Source organism: Janthinobacterium sp. GW458P (genome assembly GCF_002127585.1).
GTDB lineage: Bacteria > Pseudomonadota > Gammaproteobacteria > Burkholderiales > Burkholderiaceae_D > Janthinobacterium.
Window position 1 is genome coordinate 18,893 of record NZ_NEGZ01000018.1, and the last position, 19,827, is coordinate 38,719.

Here is a 19,827-nt window from a genome sequence, read left to right on the forward strand (position 1 = left end):
GCCAAACTGAACAATTACTTCACGTCCAGCAATTCCACGTCGAAGATCAGTGCCGAGTTCGGCGGAATGTCGCCATTGCCGGCGCCGCGCGGACCATAGGCCAGTTCGCCTGGAATGATCAGGGTGCGCTTGCCGCCCACTTTCATGCCGGCCACGCCCTGGTCCCAGCCCTTGATGACCATGCCCTTGCCCAGCGGGAAGTCGAACGGGCCGCGGCCCACGGAGCTGTCGAATTTCTTGCCGCGCGAATCTTTCGCCAGCGGACGGTACAGCCAGCCCGTGTAGTGCACGACCACGGTATTGCCGGCGGACGCTTCCTTGCCCGTGCCGACCTTGTTGTCGATCAAGATCAATTTATCGGCCGCAGGGCCGGGGCTCAGCGAGACGGCCGAGGCGGGAACAGGCGCTGGCGCCTGTGCCTGCGCCAGCGACGCGGCGACGGAGCAGATCAGGGCAAACAAAACGGAGCTACGCGTCATGATGTATTCTTTCAGTGAGTTTCGGTGAGATCTCTGCCAATGCGAGTGGGCAGGGAACGCCAATAATAGCAAACCGCCGCAACGATAGGAAAAACTTGTCGCCCGATATCCATAGCCCCCGCCTGTTTTACGCACTGTGGCCCGACGCGGCCACGCGCGCGGCCTTCGCCGCCTGGCAGGCGTTGCTGGACGGCAAGCCCGTGCGCGCGGAAAAGCTGCACCTGACCCTGGCCTTCCTGGGCCAGCGCCCGGCCGGCGAGCTGCCCGCCCTGCTGGCTATCCTGGCACAATTGCCGGCGCGTCCCATGCCCTTGCTGTTCGACCACGCCAGCCACTTTAGCAAGCTGGCGCTGGCCTGGGCCGCCCTGGCGCAACCGTCGCCGGCCCTGCTGGACTTGCGCGCGGCCTGCATGCATGCGCTGGCGCAACAGGGACTGGCGCCCCGCTTCGCGCACGACCGCTTTACGCCGCACGTGACCCTGGCGCGCCAGGCGCCGCCACCGGCGAGCGGGGATTTCGCCCCCATCGCCTGGCAGGCGGACGAACTGGTGCTGGTGGAATCGCTGAAAAGCAGCGGCGACTACCGCATCGTGGCGCGCCGCAAACTGGCTTAGGCGGCGGCCGCCACTGGCTCGGCGGCCAGTTTGTCCTGGCGCAAGCTTTTCAGCGCATGGGCGGCCGCCACCATGCCGAAGCTGGCCGTCACCACCACGCTGGAGCCGAAGCCGGCGCAATTGAGGCCCGTCACGCCGGCGGACGTGCCATCAATGGCGCACGCTTCCGCACTCTCGGGCGTGCTCAACGGTTCCATGGAAAACACGGCGTCGACATTGAATTTGTTTTTGATGCCACGAGGAAAGCCATATTCGGTGCGCAACAGTTTGCGCACGCGCTTGAGCAGCGGTTCCTGCTCCGTCTTCGCCAGGTCGCGCACGGCGATCAAGGTCGGGTCCGTCTGCCCGCCCGCGCTGCCGATGGTCAGCATCGGCAGATTGCGCGCGCGGCAATACGCAATCACGGCCGCCTTGGCCTTGGCATTGTCGATGGCGTCGACCAGGTAATCGAAGTCGCGCCCGCCCAGCAATTGCTCCAGGTTATCGGGAGCAATGAAATCCTCGATCTGCGTGACCTGGCACAAGGGGTTGATCAGTTCGATGCGTTCGGCCAGGGCCGTGATCTTGGCCTTGCCGATGGTGTCGCTCATGGCCTGGATCTGGCGGTTGATGTTCGATTCGGCAACATTATCGAGGTCGATCAGGGTCAGGCGGCCGACGGCGCTGCGCGCCAGCGCTTCGACGATCCAGGAACCGACGCCGCCCACGCCGATCACGCACACGTGGGCGGCGCGGAAGCGTGCCAGCGCCGGGGCGCCGTACAGGCGGGCGATGCCGCCGAAACGGCGCTCAAAATCGATCTCGGTCAAGTCCATGGAAATTAGTTCATTGGTGGAGGTATGCATGCCGCCATTTTAACGGACACTGCGCTGGCGGATATTCTAAAATAGCCGGATTGACACAGCGACAAGGCCTGACTGTCGCCGCGCCCCCACACCGTCCACCACGAGAACTCGCCATGACCACTCCCCTGTTCGACTCCGTTCCCGGCTTTGACCAGCCTATCGCCGTCCTCAAGCATTGCCACGACAAGATCCGCAAGCAGCTGGGCACGCTGCAAAACCTGCTGGCCCACCTGGCGCAGCACGGCAACACGGCGGACGCGCAACAGGCGGCCAAGGCGGTGTTGCAATATTTCAATAAAGCCGCCCATCTGCACCATGACGATGAAGAACAAGACCTGATGCCCATGCTGCAAGCGACCGCCACGGGCGAGGATGCGGCCCTGCTGGTCACGCTGGTGCCCGAGATCCTGGCCGACCACCAGCGCATGGACCAGGCCTGGCTGACCCTGCGCCCGGAACTGGACGCCATCGCGGCCGGCACGGGCGTGCAGCTGTCGGCGCATGGCGTGCGCGACTACGTGGCCGCCTACCAGGCCCACATGGCCAAGGAAGAAGGCCAGCTGGCGCCCATGGCCAAGCGCCTGTTCAGCGCGCAGCAGATGGAACAGCTGGGCACGGCCATGCAGCGCCGCCGCGGCATCGCGCCGGACGCGTCCGAAGCGCCTGAAGTGCCGGACGCAGCCGCCTTGCTGGCCGCCATGCGCACCGATTACGTCCAGTCCAGCCTGAGCGAGACGGATGTGCTGGCCGATCCCGTGGCCCAGTTCCAGAAATGGTTTGCCGAAGCCGTCCGCGCCCAGGTGATGGAGCCGAACGCCATGGACTTGTCCACCGTCAGCCCCGACGGCAAGCCCAGCTCGCGCATCGTGCTGATCAAGCAATTCGACGAGCGCGGCTTTACCTGGTACACGAATTACCACAGCGACAAGGGCCAGCAGCTCGAACACAACCCGCACGCGGCCCTGCTGTTCTTCTGGCGCGAGCTGGAGCGGCAAGTGCGCATCGAAGGCACGGTGGTGAAAACCACGGCGGCCGAGAGCGACGAGTATTTCAATGTGCGCCCCCTGCAAAGCCGGCTGTCCGCTATTGCTTCACAGCAAAGCGCTCCCATCGCCAGCCGCGCCGCGCTGGAAAGCCATTACGAAGCCGTGGCCGCCGCCGTCGGCGACGCACAGCCGCCGCGCCCGGCACACTGGGGCGGCTACCGTTTGCAACCGGAACGCATCGAATTCTGGCAGGGACGCCGTTCGCGCTTCCATGACCGCATCGTATATACGCGCGGTGCTGACGGGCAATGGAGCATGCAACGTTTGCAACCGTAAGCAGGACAGTCAAGGCGGCGCAAAGCAAGCTGTGCAATATAGGTGTAGGCTATGAGGGTAGAAGTTACTAAATGACATTGTTTCTCAATTTGCGGCCGCAGCCGGGGCCGCTTCATTGGAGGCCATTTTGTTTGTACAAAACCAACTCAAGTCCTGGATCGCCGGCATCCGCAGCAAGACCGCCTTGCCGCTGCGCATAGAATTATGGAATGGCCAGCACGTCGACCTGTCCAGCGAAGCGCCCAGGGTCACCATCCGCCTGCCGACCGTCGCCTCGGCCCGCTATCTGCTGAACCCCTCGCTGGCCAACCTGGGCTCGGCTTATGTGGAAGGCAATATCGAGGTCAAGGGCACGGCGATGGACATGATTTCCATCTGCAATGCGCTGGCCCGCAACACCTTGAAACCGGAAGGCAAGCTGGCCCGCATCGTGCGCAGCTTTACGCACGACAAGAGCAAGGATGCCGAGGCCATCCGCTACCACTACGACGTGTCGAATGCCTTCTACGAGCAATTCCTCGACCCCGCCCTCGTGTATTCCTGCGCCTACTTTGAGCACGGCGATGAAACCCTGGCGCAGGCGCAGGTCAAGAAGATCGACCATATCCTGAAGAAAATCCGGCTGCAGCCAGGGCAAACCCTGCTCGACATCGGCTGCGGCTGGGGCGCGCTCGTCATGCGTGCCGCACAGCAATATGGCGCCCGCTGCGTGGGCGTGACCCTGTCGGAAAACCAGTATGCGCTGGCGCGCGAGCGCGTGGCGGCGGCCGGACTGGCCCACCTGATCGACATCCGCCTGCAGGACTACCGCGACGTGACGGGCCAGTTCGACCGCATCACCAGCGTGGGCATGTTCGAGCACGTGGGCTTGAAGCATTTGCCCGAGTATTTCGGCATCATCAACAAGCTGCTGGCGCCGGACGGGCTGGCGATGAACCACGGCATCACCTCGACCGACCCCGAGAATGGCGAAACGCCGTACGGGGGCGGCGAATTCATCGAAAAATATGTATTTCCGCACGGCGAACTGGCGCATATCGGCAATGTGCTGAAAACCATGCAGCAAGGCGGGCTGGAGGTGCTGGACGTGGAAAACCTGCGCCGCCACTATGCGCGCACCTGCGCCCTGTGGACGGAGAATTTCGAAACCCATGCCGAGCAGATCCGCCCGCTGGCGGGCGAGCGGCGCTTCCGCATCTGGCATGTCTACCTGGCAGGCTGCGCCTATGCCTTCGAGCAGGACTTGATCAGCCTGTACCAGATCGTCTGCGTGAAGGCCGGACGGCGCTCCTCGGCCTTGCCGTGGTCGCGCAACTACATGTATGAGCCGGCCGTGAAGCCGGCGCCCGTGCTGACGGCGTGAACGGCGGAACGCGCCCGGCATGGCGCCGGGCGTTTCATTTCAGGCGGCTCGCATACATGGCGCGGAACTTTTCCACCTTGGGCGCCACCACGAAGGCGCAATAGCCCTGCAGCGGATGCTGCTCGAAATAATTCTGGTGGTAAGCCTCGGCCGGATAATAAGGCTGGGCCGGCGCCAGTTCCGTGACGATGGGCGCATCCCACACGCCGGCCATCTCGGCCAGCACCTTGCGCGCCACTTTTTCCTGCTCGGCCGACTGGTAATAGATGACGGAGCGGTATTGCGTGCCGACATCGTTGCCTTGCCGGTTCAAGGTGGTGGGGTCGTGCAGCGTAAAGAAGATTTCCAGCAAATCATGGTAGCTGATGATGGCGGGATCGAATTCCAGGCGCACCACTTCGGCATGCCCCGTCGCGCCCGTGCAAATCTGTTCATACGCGGGATGGGGCACGCTGCCGCCCGTGTAGCCGGACTCGACGCGCATCACGCCGCGCGCCTCCGCGTACACGGCGGCCAGGCACCAAAAACAGCCGCCGCCGAATACCGCCACTTCCGTCTGTCCATTCATGATGCCCTCCTGCAACGCTACTGCGACTTATCATTTCACCACTGTAACGCAAAGCGCCACGGTCTGCAGCGCCGTCCGCAACGGCGCGTGGCGCACCGCACATAAGGCCACGCCGGCCAGGATTGCGCTGGGATGGCCGATTTTTGGCATAATGGCAGCAAATAGACAGGTCTCCCATGAACACACGCTCTCCCCGCGCGCCAGCGCAAGAATTCGATACGAAACATTTCCGTCAGGCCTTGTCGCAGTTTGCCACCGGCGTGACGGTGATTACCACGCGCCTGGCCGATGGCAGTTTCCGCGGCCTCACGGCCAGTTCCTTCAATTCCGTCTCGCTGTCGCCGCCGCTGGTGCTGTGGAGCCTGGGCACGGTGGCCAACAGCATGCCCATCTTCAGCGGCAACTCGCATTACGTCATCAATGTGCTGGGCGCCGACCAGGCGGAGCTGGCGACGCGCTTTTCACGCCGCACGCCGAATCCCTTCGACGACGTCGAGTACGAACTGTCGCGCACGGGCCAGCCCATCCTGAAAGGCGTGTCGGCCTGGTTCGAATGCCATAACCGCAGCCGCTACCCGGAAGGCGACCACGTCATTTTCGTCGGTGAAGTGGAACAATGCGCGTTTGCATCGCAAGCGCCCTTGATCTTCCACAATGGTCAGTTCAATATACCGCCGGCCTGAGTTACTGGACGAAAAAAAATCCGCCGAGGCGGATTTTTTGTTTTACAGGGTAAATTTATACCCGATGCTGACACTCACGGCGAGCGGGTCGAGCTTGATGTCCTGCGTCTGGCCCGTCGAGAACTTGGCCCGGGTCTTCAGGTAGGTCTTGACCACGGCCACGTCGGCAAACCAGCGCTCGTTGATGGACACGGTGCTGCCGACCACCAGGCTGCCGGCCAGCTTGTTGTCCATGCGGTAGGTGACGGGCGATCCACCCGGATCAAGCAGGGCCGTCATCTGGCCCGAACCAGTTTCCTTCTGGAAATAGGCATACGTCAGGCCCGCGCCCACGTAGGGACGGATCATCGCATTGGGCTGGAAGAAACGGTACTGGATGAAGGCCGTCGGCGGCAAGGCTTCCGCCGTGCCCAGTTTGCCCGTGCCCTTGATGGAGCCGTCGCCCATCAGGTCATGCTTGTACGGCACGCCGAGGATCATTTCAGCGGAAATATTGTCCGTAATCATGTAAGCAAACGTCAGAATGGGCTTGGTGTCCGCCTTGACGTCAGCCTTGGTGCCCGGCAAGGCCGGCGCGGAAATGTCGCCGCTTTCCACGTGCGGCGTGATCTTGTTGAGACCGACCTTGGCCATCCAGGTGCCTGCGCTTTGCGCCGAAGCGCCCGTCGCCATGGCCATCGCGGCAGCTGCGGCCAGCACGCGCACAGCGGTATTCAAACGATTCTTCATCTTGTCTCCTGTTTCATTATGTGCGGAGTGTTCCGCTATCGAATCTTGTCGCTGCCTGCGCCAGCCACGCCAACGTGGCGCCGCTGGCGCGGCCATCCCTTACAGCCAGCCCCGCACGACCATGTCCTTGGCCACGTAGCGGGCCAGCAACAGGTTGTTGAACGGCGTAGGATGCACATCGTCGGCATACGAGTAATGGCTGACGTCGCCGGTCTTCAGGTTCGTGCCATTGCACACGAGGGAGCTGCCCAGGATATTGCCTGGCGCACTCAAGTCGCATGCCGTCTCGCTGACGTTGGTCAAGCCATACGGGCCGGGATTGACGCCCTGGTCGTGGCTGACGGCAAACACGTCGACCAGCAGGACTTTCCCATTGCCCGTCAAGCCCGAGCTGAGTTCGCCATTGAAGGCGCTGACCATGGCATTGATGAGCGTCTTGGTATTGGCATCCTTGCTCAGGCCCGATGGCGTGCCGGCCACGTCCGGCAGATTGTTGACGATCACATAGTTGGCGCCCTTGGCGATGATCTGGTCCTTCACCAGCGCCACCAGTTCGATGCCCGCCTGTTTCATGGCGGCGACCAGCAACGGTCCCTGGGCCGCCGCGTAATCGGCGCCGGCCTTGGCGCCGGCAGCATTGCCGGTGACCGTCGCATCGGCTTGCGCCTTGGTGACCAGCGGGCCATATACGGTGGACGAGGCAACGGCCGTATTGCCCGCGACGACAGCAGCTTGCACGGCGGCACCGACGATGGTCGCCGAGGTGGCGCCAGGCGCCGCGCTGGCCGTCTGGATGGCGGCGCCGATGGAGGCGGCCGCCGTGGTGGGATTGGGTGCGCCGGCGGCCAGGGCCAGGGTCAAATTGGTGGCAAAAGCCTTGGCGCCCGCATCGGCGCCCGCCGCCTTGCCGGCCGCCGTCGCGCCGGCCTGCAATGCGCCCAGCTGGAACAGCACGTCGTTACCGCCGGCCATCACGAAGACAGCTTCCGTGCCGCTGAACTTGCCGCCGGACACGGCCAGGTGATTCGCGATCTGCGTCACCACGGGCACGGTCAGGGCGCCCAGCTCGCTGCCCGTCAGCTTGTTGTTCGGACCGACGGGATTGGTCACGCGCGAACCGCCCATGGCGTAGCCGAAGCAGCCCGGATGCTTGACGCGCGGCACGGACAAGCCCTTCGCCGCATTGCCTTCCAGGCCAGTCTCGGCGGCGCATGGCGCGGCCAGGCCGAATTGCGCGGCCAGGTGCTCGGTCCAGTTCTTGCCCGTCAGTTCAGGATTGATCTTGGTATTGTCGCCATTGATGGTGAACTTGCCGCCACCTTTCGCCAGCACCGTGCCCACGGCATACGAACCGACATCGGACAGGCTGTCGCCGAACGACACCTGCGCCGTGTATTTGACTTTCAGGGTTTGATCGCCGCCGCTGGAGCCGCCACAACCTGCCAGGACAGCCGCAGTCAGCACGGCAAGCGCGAATTTGGTTTGATGCATTTTGTCTCCTCGGGTCTTTTTTCTGGTTTCTAAACGAACGGGCGTGCTATTCGCTACCTAACTAATATGCCATCGTTCATTAGACTTGTATAGAAATTATGCTTGCAAAATCAACTAAATAACAACAACGGCCACCCTCCTGTCACGCCAGGGAAATGGCCTTAATTATGGGGGATGATGGATGTTTCGTGGCAAGCATCTCTATTGCGCTGCATCAAGAAAAAGCCCCTTGCGGGGCTTTCGATTATGCGGACAGGAATTGCTGCAAGATGCCACTTGAGCCGAAGGCGGCGCGCCGCAAACGGTCGTTGACGCCCAGCCACGCGGGGCCGGTGGGCGGCGCTTCGACGAGTATCAGCTCGGCGCCGACCTGGTCCATCGTGCGCAGCGAGGCATACAGCGCATGGGCGTAGTTTTCCGGGGTCGCCGCCAGACGCACGCTGGCGCTGGCCGGCGGCATGTCCGAGTAATGGATCAGGGCCACGCGGCGCCCGTCATTGAGCAGGCGGTTCAAGGTGGCGCTTACGTCGTCGCTGTGCTGCATCGCAACAGGCGTGTGCGGCGCGTAGTGCGATTCCAGCGTGCCCGAGGCGCGCGGCGCGGCCGCGTCCGCCACGGCCGGTGCGCGGCCGATGACGGCGGCGATCTGCTCGCTGCTGATATGGCCGGGGCGCAACAGCACGGGACCATGCGTGGCCAGGCGCGACAGGTCGACGATGGTCGATTCGATGCCGACAGCGCTCTGCCCGCCGTCGAGCACCAGGCCCAGCAAGCCGCTGGCGAGTTCCGCCGAGAATTCATCGCGCACGTGCTGCGCCGTGGTGGGGCTGACGTTGCCGAATTTGTTCGCCGACGGCGCCGCCAGGCCGCCCTTGCCGCCCTTGAAGGCGCGTAGCAAGGCGATAGCCACCGGATGCGAAGGGCAGCGCAAGCCCACCGTATCCTGGCCGCCGGAGACGGCGTCGGGAATGTGCGCGGCGCGCCTGACGATCAGCGTCAGCGGACCGGGCCAGAAGGCGGCCACCAGCTGCTGCGCCTCGGGCGGGAGATCATCGGACCAGTGCGCCAGATCGGCGCCGGGCGCCACATGCACGATCACCGGGTGGTCCGATGGACGGCCCTTGGCTTCGTAGATGCGCGCCACGGCGGCCGGGTTTTCCGCATCGGCGCCCAGGCCGTACACAGTTTCCGTCGGGAAAGCGACGAGGCCGCCCGCTTCCAGTACGGCGGCGGCCGCCGCCAGGTCATGTGCGGCCACGCTCACGGTGCGATTCCCAGGATCAGGCAAGCGTCGCGCAGGCGCTGCTGCGCCTCCTGCAGGGTGGCCGCGATGAAGGTCAAATGGCCCATCTTGCGCCCGCGGCGCGGCTCGTCCTTGCCGTACAGGTGCAAACACGCGCCCGGCAGGGCCAGGATGCGGTCCCAGGCCGGTTCGCGCGGCGTGTCGGTCTCGTCGCTGTCGAACCAGGCGTCGCCGAGGATGTTGAGCATCACGGCCGGCGAATGCTGGTGCACCTCGCCCAGCGGCAGTCGCGCCATGGCCCGCACCTGCTGCGCGAACTGGCTGGTGACGCAGGCGTCCATCGTGTAATGGCCGCTGTTGTGCGGCCGCGGCGCCATTTCATTGACCACCAGGCTGCCATCTTCCAGCACGAAAAATTCGATGCACAGCACGCCGACATAGCCGAGTTCGGCAACCATGGCCTGCGCCGCCCGCTGCGCCCTGGCGGCGCAGTCGTCGGACACGTTCGGGCCCGGCACCGTGGTGGTAAACAAGACGCCGTCGCGGTGCACGTTCTCGGCGATCGGATACACGACCGATGCACCGTCCACGCCGCGCGCCGTCAGCACGGACACTTCATACGCCAGCGGCAGCATCTTTTCCAACAGGCAAGTTACTTCGCCCATTTCCGCGAACGCGGCGCGCACCTCGTCGCGCGTGCGCACGCGGTACTGGCCCTTGCCGTCATAACCCATGCGCACGGTTTTCAGGATGCCGGGCAGCAAGTCGTCGGCGATGCCGTCAATGTCCAGCTGCGTGGCGATGACCATGTGCGGCGCCGGCAGCACGCCCGATTTCGGCGCGCAGTCGACAAAGAAACGTTTTTCCGCGATGCGGTCCTGCGCCACGGACACGCCGTGGGCGTTGGGCGCCACGAACACGCGTTCGGCCAGGCGCGACAGGCTGTCGGCCGGCACGTTCTCGAATTCCGTGGTGACGGCCAGGCATTGCGCGGCCAGGGCGTCGAGGCCGTCAAGGTCGCCGTAGCCGGCATGGACCAGGCGCTGCGCCACCTGCCCCGCGGGGCAGGCGTCCGATGGTTCCAGTACGGCAACCTGGTAGCCCATGCTCTGGGCGGCCTGGGCAAACATGCGGCCGAGCTGGCCGCCGCCCATCACGCCCAGCCACGCCGGTGGGTTGGCGGCGGGCAGCAATGGGGAAGTCGATTTACTATTCATTATTTTTCAAACACATTATTCAGGCAAGACCATGGCCTTGGCGGCGGCCGTTTGCGTGGCACGGAAGGCTTCCAGCTGCTCGGCCAGGGCGTCGTCATTGGCGGCAAGCATCGCCACCGCCGTCAGCGCCGCATTCGCCGCGCCCGCTTCGCCGATGGCGAAGGTGGCCACCGGCACGCCCTTGGGCATTTGCAGGATGGACAGCATGGAATCTTCGCCGCGCAGGTATTTCGACGGCACGGGCACGCCCAGCACGGGCACGATGGTCATCGCCGCCACCATGCCAGGCAGGTGGGCGGCGCCGCCGGCGCCGGCGATGATGGCGCGCAAGCCGCGCGCGCGCGCGCTTTTCGCGTACGCATACATTTCGTCGGGCATGCGGTGCGCGGAAATGACTTGCGCCTCATACGGCACGCCAAACTGTTTCAGGATGGCAACTGCATTCTGCATCACGTCCCAGTCCGAGGACGACCCCATGATGACGCCGACCAGCGGCTTATTGTGCTCAGTCATCTCAGGCCTTCAGCTTCTCGCCCGTCAGGCGTTCGATGGCTTCGAAGTACTTGGCCTGTGTTTTTTCGATGACGTCGGCCGGCAGCGCGGGCGCCGGTGCGGTCTTGCCCCAGGTCAATGTTTCCAGGTAGTCGCGCACGAATTGCTTGTCGAACGACGGCGGCGAGATGCCAGGCTGATACGAGTCCGCCGGCCAGAAGCGCGAGGAGTCGGCCGTCAGCACTTCATCCATCAGATGCATGACGCCGTTGTCGTCCAGGCCGAATTCGAATTTGGTGTCGGCGATGATGATGCCGCGCGTGGCCGCGTACTCGGCGGCCGTCTTGTACAGGGCAATGGCCACGTCGCGCATCTTGGCGGCCAGTTCCGCGCCGATGCGCTGTTCCATTTCAGCAAAGCTGATGTTTTCGTCATGCTCGCCCAGTTCGGCCTTGGCCGCCGGCGTAAAAATCGGTTCCGGCAGCTTTGCCGCCTGTTGCAGGCCCGCCGGCAGCTTGATGCCGCAGATGCTGCCCGTATCCTGGTAATCTTTCCAGCCCGAACCGATGATATAGCCGCGCACGACCGCCTCGACCATGATCGGTTTCAGGCGCTTGGCCACGACGGCGCGGCCTTGCACTTGCTCCACTTCCTCGGGCGCCACCACGGATTCCGGCGCCACGCCGGTCAGGTGGTTCGGCACGATATGGCCGAGTTTCTCGAACCAGAAGTCGCTCATCTGGTTGAGGACCTTGCCCTTGCCGGGGATAGGCTCGTTCATGACGACATCGAAGGCCGACAGGCGGTCCGTGGTGACGATCAGGATCTTGTCGTCGCCGACGGCGTAGTTGTCGCGGACCTTGCCGTGGCCCAGCAATGGCAGGGAGTGGATGGAAGTCTGATAGAGGCTGTTCATAGCGGGGGGAATAGTTGGATGAAACGAAACCGGCAGGCAGGGAAGGCGCCCGCCGGTCGAGAAAATCGGGCACGGAGATACGGCTTCCGGCCCGTTCCAGACAGAATTTTACTTCACAATTTGCGACAGCTCGCCGGCCTTGTAGCGCTCGGCCATTTTTTCCATCGTGATGACCTTGATCTTCGAGGCCTGGCCTTCGCAGCCGAAGGCCTGCATGCGCGCGCGCACGATCTGCTCGGCGGCGGCGCGGGCTGGCTTGAGGAAGTCGCGCGGGTCGAATTTCGACGGATTTTCAAACAGATACTTGCGGATCGCGGCCGTCATCGCCAGGCGGATGTCGGTGTCGATGTTGATCTTGCGCACGCCGTGACGGATGCCTTCCTGGATTTCCTCGACGGGCACGCCGTAGGTTTCCTTCATGTCGCCGCCGAATTCGCGGATGATGGCCAGCAATTCCTGCGGCACCGACGAAGAACCGTGCATCACCAGGTGGGTGTTCGGGATGCGCGCGTGGATTTCCTTGATGCGGTCGATGGCGAGGATGTCGCCCGTCGGCTTGCGCGTGAACTTGTAGGCGCCGTGCGAGGTGCCGATGGCGATCGCCAGGGCGTCGCACTGGGTGCGCTGCACGAAATCGGCCGCCTGCGCCACGTCCGTCAGCAGTTGTTCGCGCGTCATGGTGCCGTCGGCGCCGTGGCCGTCTTCCTTGTCGCCCTTCATGGTTTCCAGCGAACCGAGCACGCCCAGTTCCGCTTCCACCGTCACGCCGATGGCGTGCGAGAATTTCACCACTTCACGCGACACTTCCACGTTGTATTCGTAGGAGGCGACCGACTTGCCGTCCGCTTCCAGCGAACCGTCCATCATCACGGACGTAAAACCCGAGCGGATGGCGGCCATGCAGACGGCCGGCGACTGGCCGTGGTCCTGGTGCATGACGACGGGAATGTGCGGATACGCTTCGACGGCCGCGTCGATCAGGTGGCGCAGGAAAGCTTCACCGGCGTACTTGCGCGCGCCGGCCGACGCCTGCATGATCACCGGGCTGTTGAGCGCATCGGCGGCAGCCATGATGGCTTGCACTTGTTCCAGGTTGTTGACGTTGAAGGCAGGAATGCCATAACCGTTTTCGGCGGCATGGTCCAGCAGTTGACGCATGGATACGAGAGACATGGTAATACTCCAGATAACAATAGAAACCGTTGCGGCGCTTCGCGGTCGATGACCGCGGCGGCGCCTGAATTCTTTCAATTAAATCAGAACGTCCAACAAGCTGCTCAGGGCCAGGCGCGTTGCCGGAGGCAGTACGACTGGTCCATCGGGTACAAACAAGCAATGCAACAACGCCCGGACTGGTTGTGGGCGTTCTTAGTCGAATTCGCCTACTTTGACAATTTTCAGCGCATTCGTGCCGCCCACCTGGCCCATCGGCTCGCCCCAGGTGACGACGATCATGTCGCCCTTGCGGACGATGCCCTGCGACACCAGCAGCTCTTCCGCCTGTTTCAGCACTTGCGCGCTGGGGGCGTTCTGCATCAGATGATACGCCCGAACATTGCGGTACAGCGCGGCTTTGCGCAAAGTCGTCACACTTGGCGTGAGCGCGTAGATCGGCGTATCGATACTGTGGCGGCTCATCCACAAGGCGGTGGAGCCCGATTCCGTCAGCGCCACGATGGCTTTCACGCGCAGGTGATGGGCCGTGAACAGGGCGCCATAGGCGATCGACTGGTCGATGCGGGTAAACGTGACGTTGAGGAAATCGGCGTCGAGCTTGTTGTATTCGGACTGCTCCGCCTCGACGCAGATGGCGGCCATCATTTCCACCGTCTCGATCGGGTATTTGCCCGAAGCCGTCTCGGCCGACGTCATGACGGCGTCCGTGCCATCGAGCACGGCATTGGCCACGTCCGACACTTCCGCGCGCGTCGGCACGGCGTTGACGATCATCGATTCCATCATCTGTGTTGCCGTAATGGCAAGCTTGTTCGACGCGCGCGCCATCTTGATCATGCGTTTCTGCAAGGCCGGCACGGCCGCATTGCCCACTTCCACGGCCAGGTCGCCGCGCGCCACCATGATGCCGTCCGAGGCATCCAAAATCTCTTGCAGGGCAGGAATGGCTTCCGCGCGCTCGATCTTGGCGATCATCATCGGCTTGTGGTGGTACGGTTCGCCGGCGATATTGGCCAGCTGGCGCGCCATTTCCATGTCGGTCGCGCATTTCGGGAAGGAAATCGCCAGATAGTCGGCCTGGAAACTCATGGCCGTCTTGATATCTTCCATATCCTTGGCCGTCAGCGCGGGCGCGGACAGGCCGCCGCCCTGGCGGTTGATGCCCTTGTTGTTCGACAACTCGCCGCCGATCTTGACGGTGGTGTGGATTTCGCTGCCGTGGATGCGCTCGACGATCAGCACGATGAGGCCGTCGTTCAGCAGCAGCACGTCGCCCTTGTGCAGGTCGCGCGGCAAGGCCTTGTAGTCGAGGCCGACCCGCTCCTGGTTGCCCAGCTCGCCGTTTTCGCCCCACTTGGCGTCGAGAATGAAGCGCTCGCCCGCTTCCAGCTGGATGCGGGTGTTTTCAAACTTGCCGACGCGAATCTTCGGCCCCTGCATGTCGGCCATGATGGCCACTTCGCGGCCGCATTCAAGTGCCGCCAGCCGTACCAGGGCCGCGCGGTCGATATGGTCCTGCGCCTTGCCGTGGGAAAAATTCAAGCGCACCACGTCGACGCCCGCGCGTATCATTTTGACCAGGATATCGAAGTCGGTGGAGGCGGGGCCGATTGTTGCTACGATTTTAGTACCACGTGGCATAGGATTCCTTGTGCGCCAACAAGACGCTAGCTGAGCAAGACCTGGCGGCTGCGCCGCCCGGCAAGGTAAAAGCGCAGCGGTCAGGCTGCGCTTGGTGGCACGACAGTCAGGCTATATCAGCCAGCACGCTGCATGAGAATTTCCACGGCAGGCAAAGTCTTGCCTTCCAGGAACTCCAGGAACGCGCCGCCGCCCGTCGAGATATAGCTGATTTGATCGGTAATGTCGTATTTGGCAATCGCCGCCAGGGTGTCGCCACCGCCGGCGATCGAGAATGCTTTCGACTCGGCAATGGCCAAGGCCAGCGTCTTGGTGCCGTTGCCGAACTGGTCGAACTCGAACACGCCAACGGGACCGTTCCACACGATGGTGCCGGCGGCGGCGATCTGGCCAGCCAGCAGGGCGGCCGTTTTCGGGCCGATATCGAGGATCATGTCGTCGTCCGCCACGTCGGCCACGTCCTTGACAGTGGCGGCGGCCGTCGGCGAAAACTCCTTGGCGCACACGACATCGACGGGAATCGGCACTTGCGCGCCGCGCTTGGCCATGATCTCGATGATGGCTTTCGCTTCGTCGACGAGTTCCGCTTCCACCAGCGACTTGCCCACGTTCAAGCCGACCGCCTTCATGAAGGTGTTGGCGATGCCGCCGCCGACGATCAGGTTATCGACCTTGTCGGACAGGGCTTTCAAAATGGTCAGCTTGCTCGATACTTTCGAGCCGGCAACGATGGCCAGCAGGGGGCGGGCCGGCGCGTGCAAGGCCTTGCCCAGCGCATCGAGTTCGGCGGCCAGCAGCGGGCCGGCGCAGGCGACAGGGGCGAATTTGGCGATGCCGTGCGTGGACGCCTCGGCGCGGTGCGCCGTGCCGAACGCGTCGTTGACATAGATATCGCACAATGTGGCCATTTTTTGCGCCAGCTCATCGCTGTTTTTCTTTTCGCCCTTGTTCACGCGCACGTTTTCCAGCAGGACCACCTGGCCGGCGGCCAGGTTTTCCAGGCCGGCGCCATCGACCCAGTTTTGTTTCAATGCAACTTCCTGGCCCAGCAGCTCGGACAGGCGCGCCGCCACGGGCGCCAGGCTGTCGGCCGGCTTGAACTCGCCTTCCGTCGGACGGCCCAGGTGCGACGTCACCATGACGGCGGCGCCGGCGTCGAGGGCGGCGCGGATGGCCGGCACCGAAGCGCGGATGCGCGTGTCTTCGGTGATCTTGCCACTGTCATCTTGCGGGACGTTCAGGTCGGCGCGGATAAACACGCGCTTGCCTTGCAGTGCATTTTGGGCGATCAAATCTTGCAGACGGATGAAGTTGAGAACAGCTGACATGGCGATCCAGATGACGAGTGGAAGGAAGTGCGCTATTTTACCGCAATGACCAGAGCAAATCGCCGATTTGTCCTGCTTTACTGAAAAACATGCAACAGTCGCAAGCCCGTGAAAACCAGCATGCCAAAGATGATGGTTTGCAACATATTGCGGCGAATCACGAAAAAGATCGTGGCGGCAATACCTGACAAGAGTTTCAAATTAGATAATTCAAAGTGCAGCTGCTGCCCCTCCATCAGCATGTCGGGCGCGATGATGGCCGCCAGCGCGCAGGCCGGCGCAAAGCGCAGCATTTCGTTGATGCGGCGCGGAATGCTGATGTGATGGCCGACCAGCCAGAAGGTGCTGCGCGTGGCGGCCGTGGCCACCACCAGCACGGCGATGGCGATCCACACGTCGGCCCTGCCCCAGTCCCATCCGTCAAACATGGCGCTTGTTCCATTTCTCGGTCAATTCTTCCACGGCCATGGCCGCCAGCATGCCGGCCAGAACGGCCACCAGCAAGCCCAGTTTATAGGGCAGGCCGAAGGCCAGCACGGCCACCGTGCCCGCCACCAGCACGCCGCACAGGGCGGCGCGGCCGAGGATCAGCGGTATCGTCACGCACAGGATGGCCAGGGTGCCGGCAAAGCCCAGCCCCCACTCGGCCGGCACGACGGCGCCCAGCACGATGCCGATGAAGGAACCGCTCTGCCAGGCCAGCCAGTTCGGGTAAATCAGGCCCTTGAGGAAGGGCAGCTTGGCCGGGTCCGGCGTTTCATGCGGGTAGCGCTGCAGGAACAGGCCCACCGTGATATCGCCGGAGACATAGCCGAGCGCAAAGCGCTGGCGCCACGGCAGATGCGCAAAATGGGGGGCCAGCAGCACGGAAAAGATAACAAAACGCAAATTGACGACGAGGGCCGTGGCGAAGATCACCCACACGGGCGCCTGCGCGGCCAGCAGGGGCAAGGATGCGAGCTGGGCCGAGCCGGCAAAGACAAACAGGGTCATGGCGCCCGCCTGCGCCACCGTCAGGCCGCTTTTCACCATGGCCACGCCCACCACCATGCCCCAGGCGGCGATGCCCAGCAGGCTGGGCGCGCCCAGTTTCAGGCCGGCGCGCCAGGCGTCTTGCAGCAGGGCGTCATCCCTGGCGGCCAGCACGGCGCTCACGCGGCGCTCCGCCAGGCTGAGTGTGGCAACTGCACAACAATGGTGCGCAAGGCGCAGGGGCGCAACGGTAATACCGACAAGGCAAATCCAGTCTCAAGGCGCCGCAGGTGCCGTCTTTTCGCAAAAATCCGCGCCGCGGCTGAAGGTGAGCAAGCCGCCATTTTAGCCATGATTTTTGCTGTCTGCCTGAATCCGTTAAAATCGTGGTTTTGGCAGCAGCCGACTTCCTTCCATACAGCCTCACGGAGCATGACAAGATGACAAAAACCACCCAGCCAGCGGTCGAACTCGACGGTAAAGACCTGCCTGCCCACTGCCCTAACCCGGCCATGCCGCTGTGGTCGTCGCATCCGCGCGTGTTTCTGGAATTCAACAAGGACGGCATCGCCAAGTGCCCGTACTGCGGCACGGCGTACACGCTGAAGGAAGGCGCCAGCGCCGGCCATCATTAAACTGCCCAGCGGCGCGCCACCAGCGCGCCGTTTTTATTTGCATCAACCTGAGTGGTACCGATACAGCCCGGAGTCGTCATGAAACGTCTGAAGGAACTCAATGGCAGCGCCGCCGAAGTCGAAGCGGCGTTCTACGACGCCTTGCACCGCGCCGACCTCGAAGCGCTGATGGCGCTGTGGGCCGACGACGAGGAAATCGTCTGCATCCACCCGGGCGGCGCGCGCCTGATCGGCCATGCCGCCATCCGCGCCTCGTGGGAAACCATCCTGTCCGGCGGCGGCCTGCACATCGTGCCCACGCATCTGCATGAAACGCACAATCTGATGAGTTCCGTGCATACGGTCATCGAAGGCATCACCAGCGACGAGAGCGGACCGGCGCACCTGCTGGCGACGAATGTGTACGTGAAGACCCCGCGCGGCTGGCGCATCGTGCTGCACCACGCGTCCATCGCGCCCGGCGGCGCGCCGGCCGACAGCACGGGGACGCAGATCCTGCACTAAGCCCTTCCCGCATGACTTACAACGCCCCATTCTGGCTGCCCGGCGGCCACTTGCAAACGATTTATCCGGCCCTGTGCCTCGCCAGGCCGGACGTGCCCTTGCGCCGCGAACGCTGGCAGGCGCCCGATGGCGACTTCGTCGACGTCGACCTGGTCGACGGCCAGCCGGGCCAGCCCTTCGTGGTGCTGTTCCACGGCCTGGAAGGTTCGTCGAACAGCCATTACGCGCGCGCCCTGATGGCCGAGGTGGCGGCGCGCGGCTGGTCCGGCGCCGTGCCGCATTTTCGCGGCTGCTCGGGCGAGCCGAACCTGGCGCCCCGTTTTTACCATTCGGGCGACGCGCAGGAAGTGGACTGGGTGCTGCGCCGCTTGCGCCCGCGCGCCACGGGAAAATTTTACGCGGCCGGCGTGTCGCTGGGCGGCAACGCCCTGCTGTGCTGGCTGGGCCAGTCGCAGCACCAGGCGGAGATCGTCGACGCGGCCGCGGCCGTGTCCGCCCCGCTTGACCTGGCGCAAGGCGGCAAGGCCCTGTCGTCGGGCGCCAACCGCCTGTACACGCGCATGTTCCTGAACACCCTGAAACCGAAATGCCTGGCCAAGCTGGAGCAGTTCCCCGGCCTGTTTGCGCGCGAGGCCATGCTGGCCGCGCGCGACCTGCACGCGTTCGACAACGTCGTCACGGCGCCGCTGCACGGCTACCGCGACGCCGACGATTACTGGCACCGCGCCAGCGCCAAGCACGTCTTGCGCGACATCACCGTGCCGACCCTGGTCCTGAATGCGCAAAACGACCCCTTCCTGCCCGGACGCTACCTGCCGCGCAGCGCCGCGCCGCAGGTCACGCTCGAGTATCCGCGCCACGGCGGCCACGTCGGCTTTGCCGCCGGAAAGTTGCCTGGCAGCATAGACTGGCTGCCGCAACGGCTGCTGTCCTTTTTTGAAGGCGGCAGCGCGGCGCCGTCTGCGCCGCAAAGCTGTCACGCTGACGGTTTGCGCACTTCACCGGAAAACGCCTTACATGGATGATCTCGTCAAGCAGGCCCTGGCCAAATGGCCGAACGTGCCCCACTGCTACGGCTGGCTGGGCCTGGACGCGCGCGGCCACTGGCGCATGCGCGATCAGCAGGCGCAGCAGCAGCAACTGCCTGGCGAGAAGATCGCCCACGCGGCCCTGTTGGGCTTTATCAACCGCAATTACGGCCATGACGAACGCGGTTGCTGGTTTTTCCAGAACGGCCCGCAACGCGTCTACCTGAACCTGGAAGCGGCGCCGTATATCGCGCGCAGCGATCCGCGGCACGGTTTTGTCTTGCAGACGGGCGCGCCGCTGGCGGCCATCGAGGCAGCGTATCTGTGCGACAACGGCGCCTTGATCTTGCGCAACGATCATATCGTGGCGCAGGTCGATGACCGCGACATGACGCAGGTGCTGGCATGGCTGCGCCTCGATGGCCAGCTTGCCGGCGACGACGCCCTGCTGGCCTGGCTGGAAGCGGGACAAGGAAGCCTGACCTTATTGCACGCCGGCAAGGAAATTGCCGTTCAGCCGTTGCGCTACGACGCCGTGCCGCGCACCTTCGGCTTCCAGCGCGCGCCACAAGCCGAATAGG

Annotated in this window: 22 protein-coding genes; 8 read left to right on the forward strand and 14 right to left on the reverse strand. The window is 63.8% G+C overall.

The genetic code is table 11. The features are described 5' to 3' along the window. Window positions 1-14 precede the first annotated feature (14 nt). Window positions 15-479, reverse strand: coding sequence for an FKBP-type peptidyl-prolyl cis-trans isomerase (locus tag CBW50_RS12555; RefSeq protein ID WP_086145871.1), 465 nt, complete (start codon window positions 477-479; stop codon window positions 15-17). 95 nt (window positions 480-574) lie between these two features. Between CBW50_RS12555 and thpR the strand changes: the two genes are divergently transcribed. Continuing rightward, the gene (thpR, locus tag CBW50_RS12560) at window positions 575-1,093 is read left to right on the forward strand and encodes an RNA 2',3'-cyclic phosphodiesterase (RefSeq protein ID WP_157792349.1); all 519 of its coding nucleotides are present in this window, start codon (window positions 575-577) and stop codon (window positions 1,091-1,093) included. Here the strand turns inward: thpR and tcdA are convergent. After that, complete coding sequence (gene tcdA, locus CBW50_RS12565) at window positions 1,090-1,938, reverse strand: tRNA cyclic N6-threonylcarbamoyladenosine(37) synthase TcdA (RefSeq protein ID WP_226935443.1); 849 nt, start codon at window positions 1,936-1,938, stop codon at window positions 1,090-1,092. The genes thpR and tcdA overlap by 4 nt on opposite strands. A 113-nt stretch (window positions 1,939-2,051) precedes the next feature. On the opposite strand from tcdA, the gene pdxH reads away from it, so the two are divergent. Together pdxH and CBW50_RS12575 are read left to right on the forward strand one after the other, a co-directional pair. Then, window positions 2,052-3,260 carry a pyridoxamine 5'-phosphate oxidase gene (gene pdxH / locus CBW50_RS12570; RefSeq protein ID WP_086145874.1) on the forward strand — a complete coding sequence of 403 codons (1,209 nt, stop codon included), beginning with the start codon at window positions 2,052-2,054 and terminating at the stop codon, window positions 3,258-3,260. 127 nt (window positions 3,261-3,387) lie between these two features. Continuing rightward, window positions 3,388-4,623, forward strand: a complete 1,236-nt coding sequence (locus CBW50_RS12575; RefSeq protein ID WP_086145919.1) for a cyclopropane-fatty-acyl-phospholipid synthase family protein — start codon at window positions 3,388-3,390, stop codon at window positions 4,621-4,623. A gap of 34 nt (window positions 4,624-4,657) precedes the next feature. Here CBW50_RS12575 and msrA read toward each other — a convergent pair whose 3' ends face one another. After that, window positions 4,658-5,191 carry a peptide-methionine (S)-S-oxide reductase MsrA gene (gene msrA / locus CBW50_RS12580; RefSeq protein ID WP_086145875.1) on the reverse strand — a complete coding sequence of 178 codons (534 nt, stop codon included), beginning with the start codon at window positions 5,189-5,191 and terminating at the stop codon, window positions 4,658-4,660. A 176-nt stretch (window positions 5,192-5,367) separates the two neighbouring features. Here msrA and CBW50_RS12585 point away from each other — a divergent pair, with 176 nt between their 5' ends. Next, window positions 5,368-5,874, forward strand: a complete 507-nt coding sequence (locus CBW50_RS12585) for a flavin reductase family protein (protein ID WP_086145876.1) — start codon at window positions 5,368-5,370, stop codon at window positions 5,872-5,874. A gap of 42 nt (window positions 5,875-5,916) precedes the next feature. On the opposite strand, the gene CBW50_RS12590 is transcribed toward CBW50_RS12585, so the two are convergent. From CBW50_RS12590 to CBW50_RS12640, 11 genes are all read right to left on the reverse strand, one after another. Then, a complete protein-coding gene (locus CBW50_RS12590) occupies window positions 5,917-6,603 on the reverse strand; it encodes an OmpW family protein (protein WP_172404749.1) in 687 nt (228 codons plus the stop codon). Between the two features lie 99 nt (window positions 6,604-6,702). After that, window positions 6,703-8,094, reverse strand: a complete 1,392-nt coding sequence (locus tag CBW50_RS12595; protein WP_086145877.1) for an SGNH/GDSL hydrolase family protein — start codon at window positions 8,092-8,094, stop codon at window positions 6,703-6,705. A gap of 244 nt (window positions 8,095-8,338) precedes the next feature. After that, complete coding sequence (locus tag CBW50_RS12600) at window positions 8,339-9,358, reverse strand: L-threonylcarbamoyladenylate synthase (protein ID WP_086145878.1); 1,020 nt, start codon at window positions 9,356-9,358, stop codon at window positions 8,339-8,341. Next, complete coding sequence (locus tag CBW50_RS12605; protein ID WP_086145879.1) at window positions 9,355-10,554, reverse strand: 5-(carboxyamino)imidazole ribonucleotide synthase; 1,200 nt, start codon at window positions 10,552-10,554, stop codon at window positions 9,355-9,357. Before CBW50_RS12605 ends, CBW50_RS12600 begins: the two co-directional genes overlap by 4 nt. A 15-nt stretch (window positions 10,555-10,569) precedes the next feature. Further along, on the reverse strand, window positions 10,570-11,067 hold the full coding sequence (purE, locus tag CBW50_RS12610; protein ID WP_070311667.1) for a 5-(carboxyamino)imidazole ribonucleotide mutase: 498 nt from the start codon (window positions 11,065-11,067) through the stop codon (window positions 10,570-10,572). A 1-nt stretch (window position 11,068) separates the two neighbouring features. After that, window positions 11,069-11,962, reverse strand: a complete 894-nt coding sequence (locus CBW50_RS12615) for a phosphoribosylaminoimidazolesuccinocarboxamide synthase (protein ID WP_086145880.1) — start codon at window positions 11,960-11,962, stop codon at window positions 11,069-11,071. Window positions 11,963-12,070: 108 nt separating this feature from the next. Then, on the reverse strand, window positions 12,071-13,135 hold the full coding sequence (gene fba, locus CBW50_RS12620; RefSeq protein ID WP_086145881.1) for a class II fructose-bisphosphate aldolase: 1,065 nt from the start codon (window positions 13,133-13,135) through the stop codon (window positions 12,071-12,073). A 195-nt stretch (window positions 13,136-13,330) separates the two neighbouring features. Then, entirely contained in the window at window positions 13,331-14,779 is a 1,449-nt protein-coding gene (gene pyk / locus CBW50_RS12625) for a pyruvate kinase (protein ID WP_086145882.1), read from the reverse strand. A 116-nt stretch (window positions 14,780-14,895) separates the two neighbouring features. After that, window positions 14,896-16,107, reverse strand: a complete 1,212-nt coding sequence (locus CBW50_RS12630) for a phosphoglycerate kinase (protein WP_086145883.1) — start codon at window positions 16,105-16,107, stop codon at window positions 14,896-14,898. 77 nt (window positions 16,108-16,184) lie between these two features. Beyond that, window positions 16,185-16,535 (reverse strand): AzlD domain-containing protein, encoded by a 351-nt coding sequence (locus CBW50_RS12635; RefSeq protein ID WP_086145884.1) that lies wholly within the window; start codon window positions 16,533-16,535, stop codon window positions 16,185-16,187. Further along, on the reverse strand, window positions 16,528-17,262 hold the full coding sequence (locus CBW50_RS12640) for an AzlC family ABC transporter permease (protein WP_086145885.1): 735 nt from the start codon (window positions 17,260-17,262) through the stop codon (window positions 16,528-16,530). Before CBW50_RS12640 ends, CBW50_RS12635 begins: the two co-directional genes overlap by 8 nt. A gap of 257 nt (window positions 17,263-17,519) precedes the next feature. On the opposite strand from CBW50_RS12640, the gene CBW50_RS12645 reads away from it, so the two are divergent. The 4 genes from CBW50_RS12645 (at window position 17,520) to CBW50_RS12660 (ending at window position 19,826) form a co-directional block, all read left to right on the forward strand. Further along, complete coding sequence (locus CBW50_RS12645; protein WP_070220739.1) at window positions 17,520-17,714, forward strand: zinc-finger domain-containing protein; 195 nt, start codon at window positions 17,520-17,522, stop codon at window positions 17,712-17,714. 78 nt (window positions 17,715-17,792) lie between these two features. Next, window positions 17,793-18,218 (forward strand): nuclear transport factor 2 family protein, encoded by a 426-nt coding sequence (locus CBW50_RS12650; protein WP_086145886.1) that lies wholly within the window; start codon window positions 17,793-17,795, stop codon window positions 18,216-18,218. Between the two features lie 11 nt (window positions 18,219-18,229). Continuing rightward, a complete protein-coding gene (locus CBW50_RS12655) occupies window positions 18,230-19,243 on the forward strand; it encodes a YheT family hydrolase (protein ID WP_086145887.1) in 1,014 nt (337 codons plus the stop codon). Continuing rightward, a complete protein-coding gene (locus CBW50_RS12660) occupies window positions 19,236-19,826 on the forward strand; it encodes a DUF2946 family protein (RefSeq protein ID WP_086145888.1) in 591 nt (196 codons plus the stop codon). The genes CBW50_RS12655 and CBW50_RS12660 overlap by 8 nt, the downstream gene beginning before the upstream one ends. Window position 19,827: the final 1 nt, after the last annotated feature.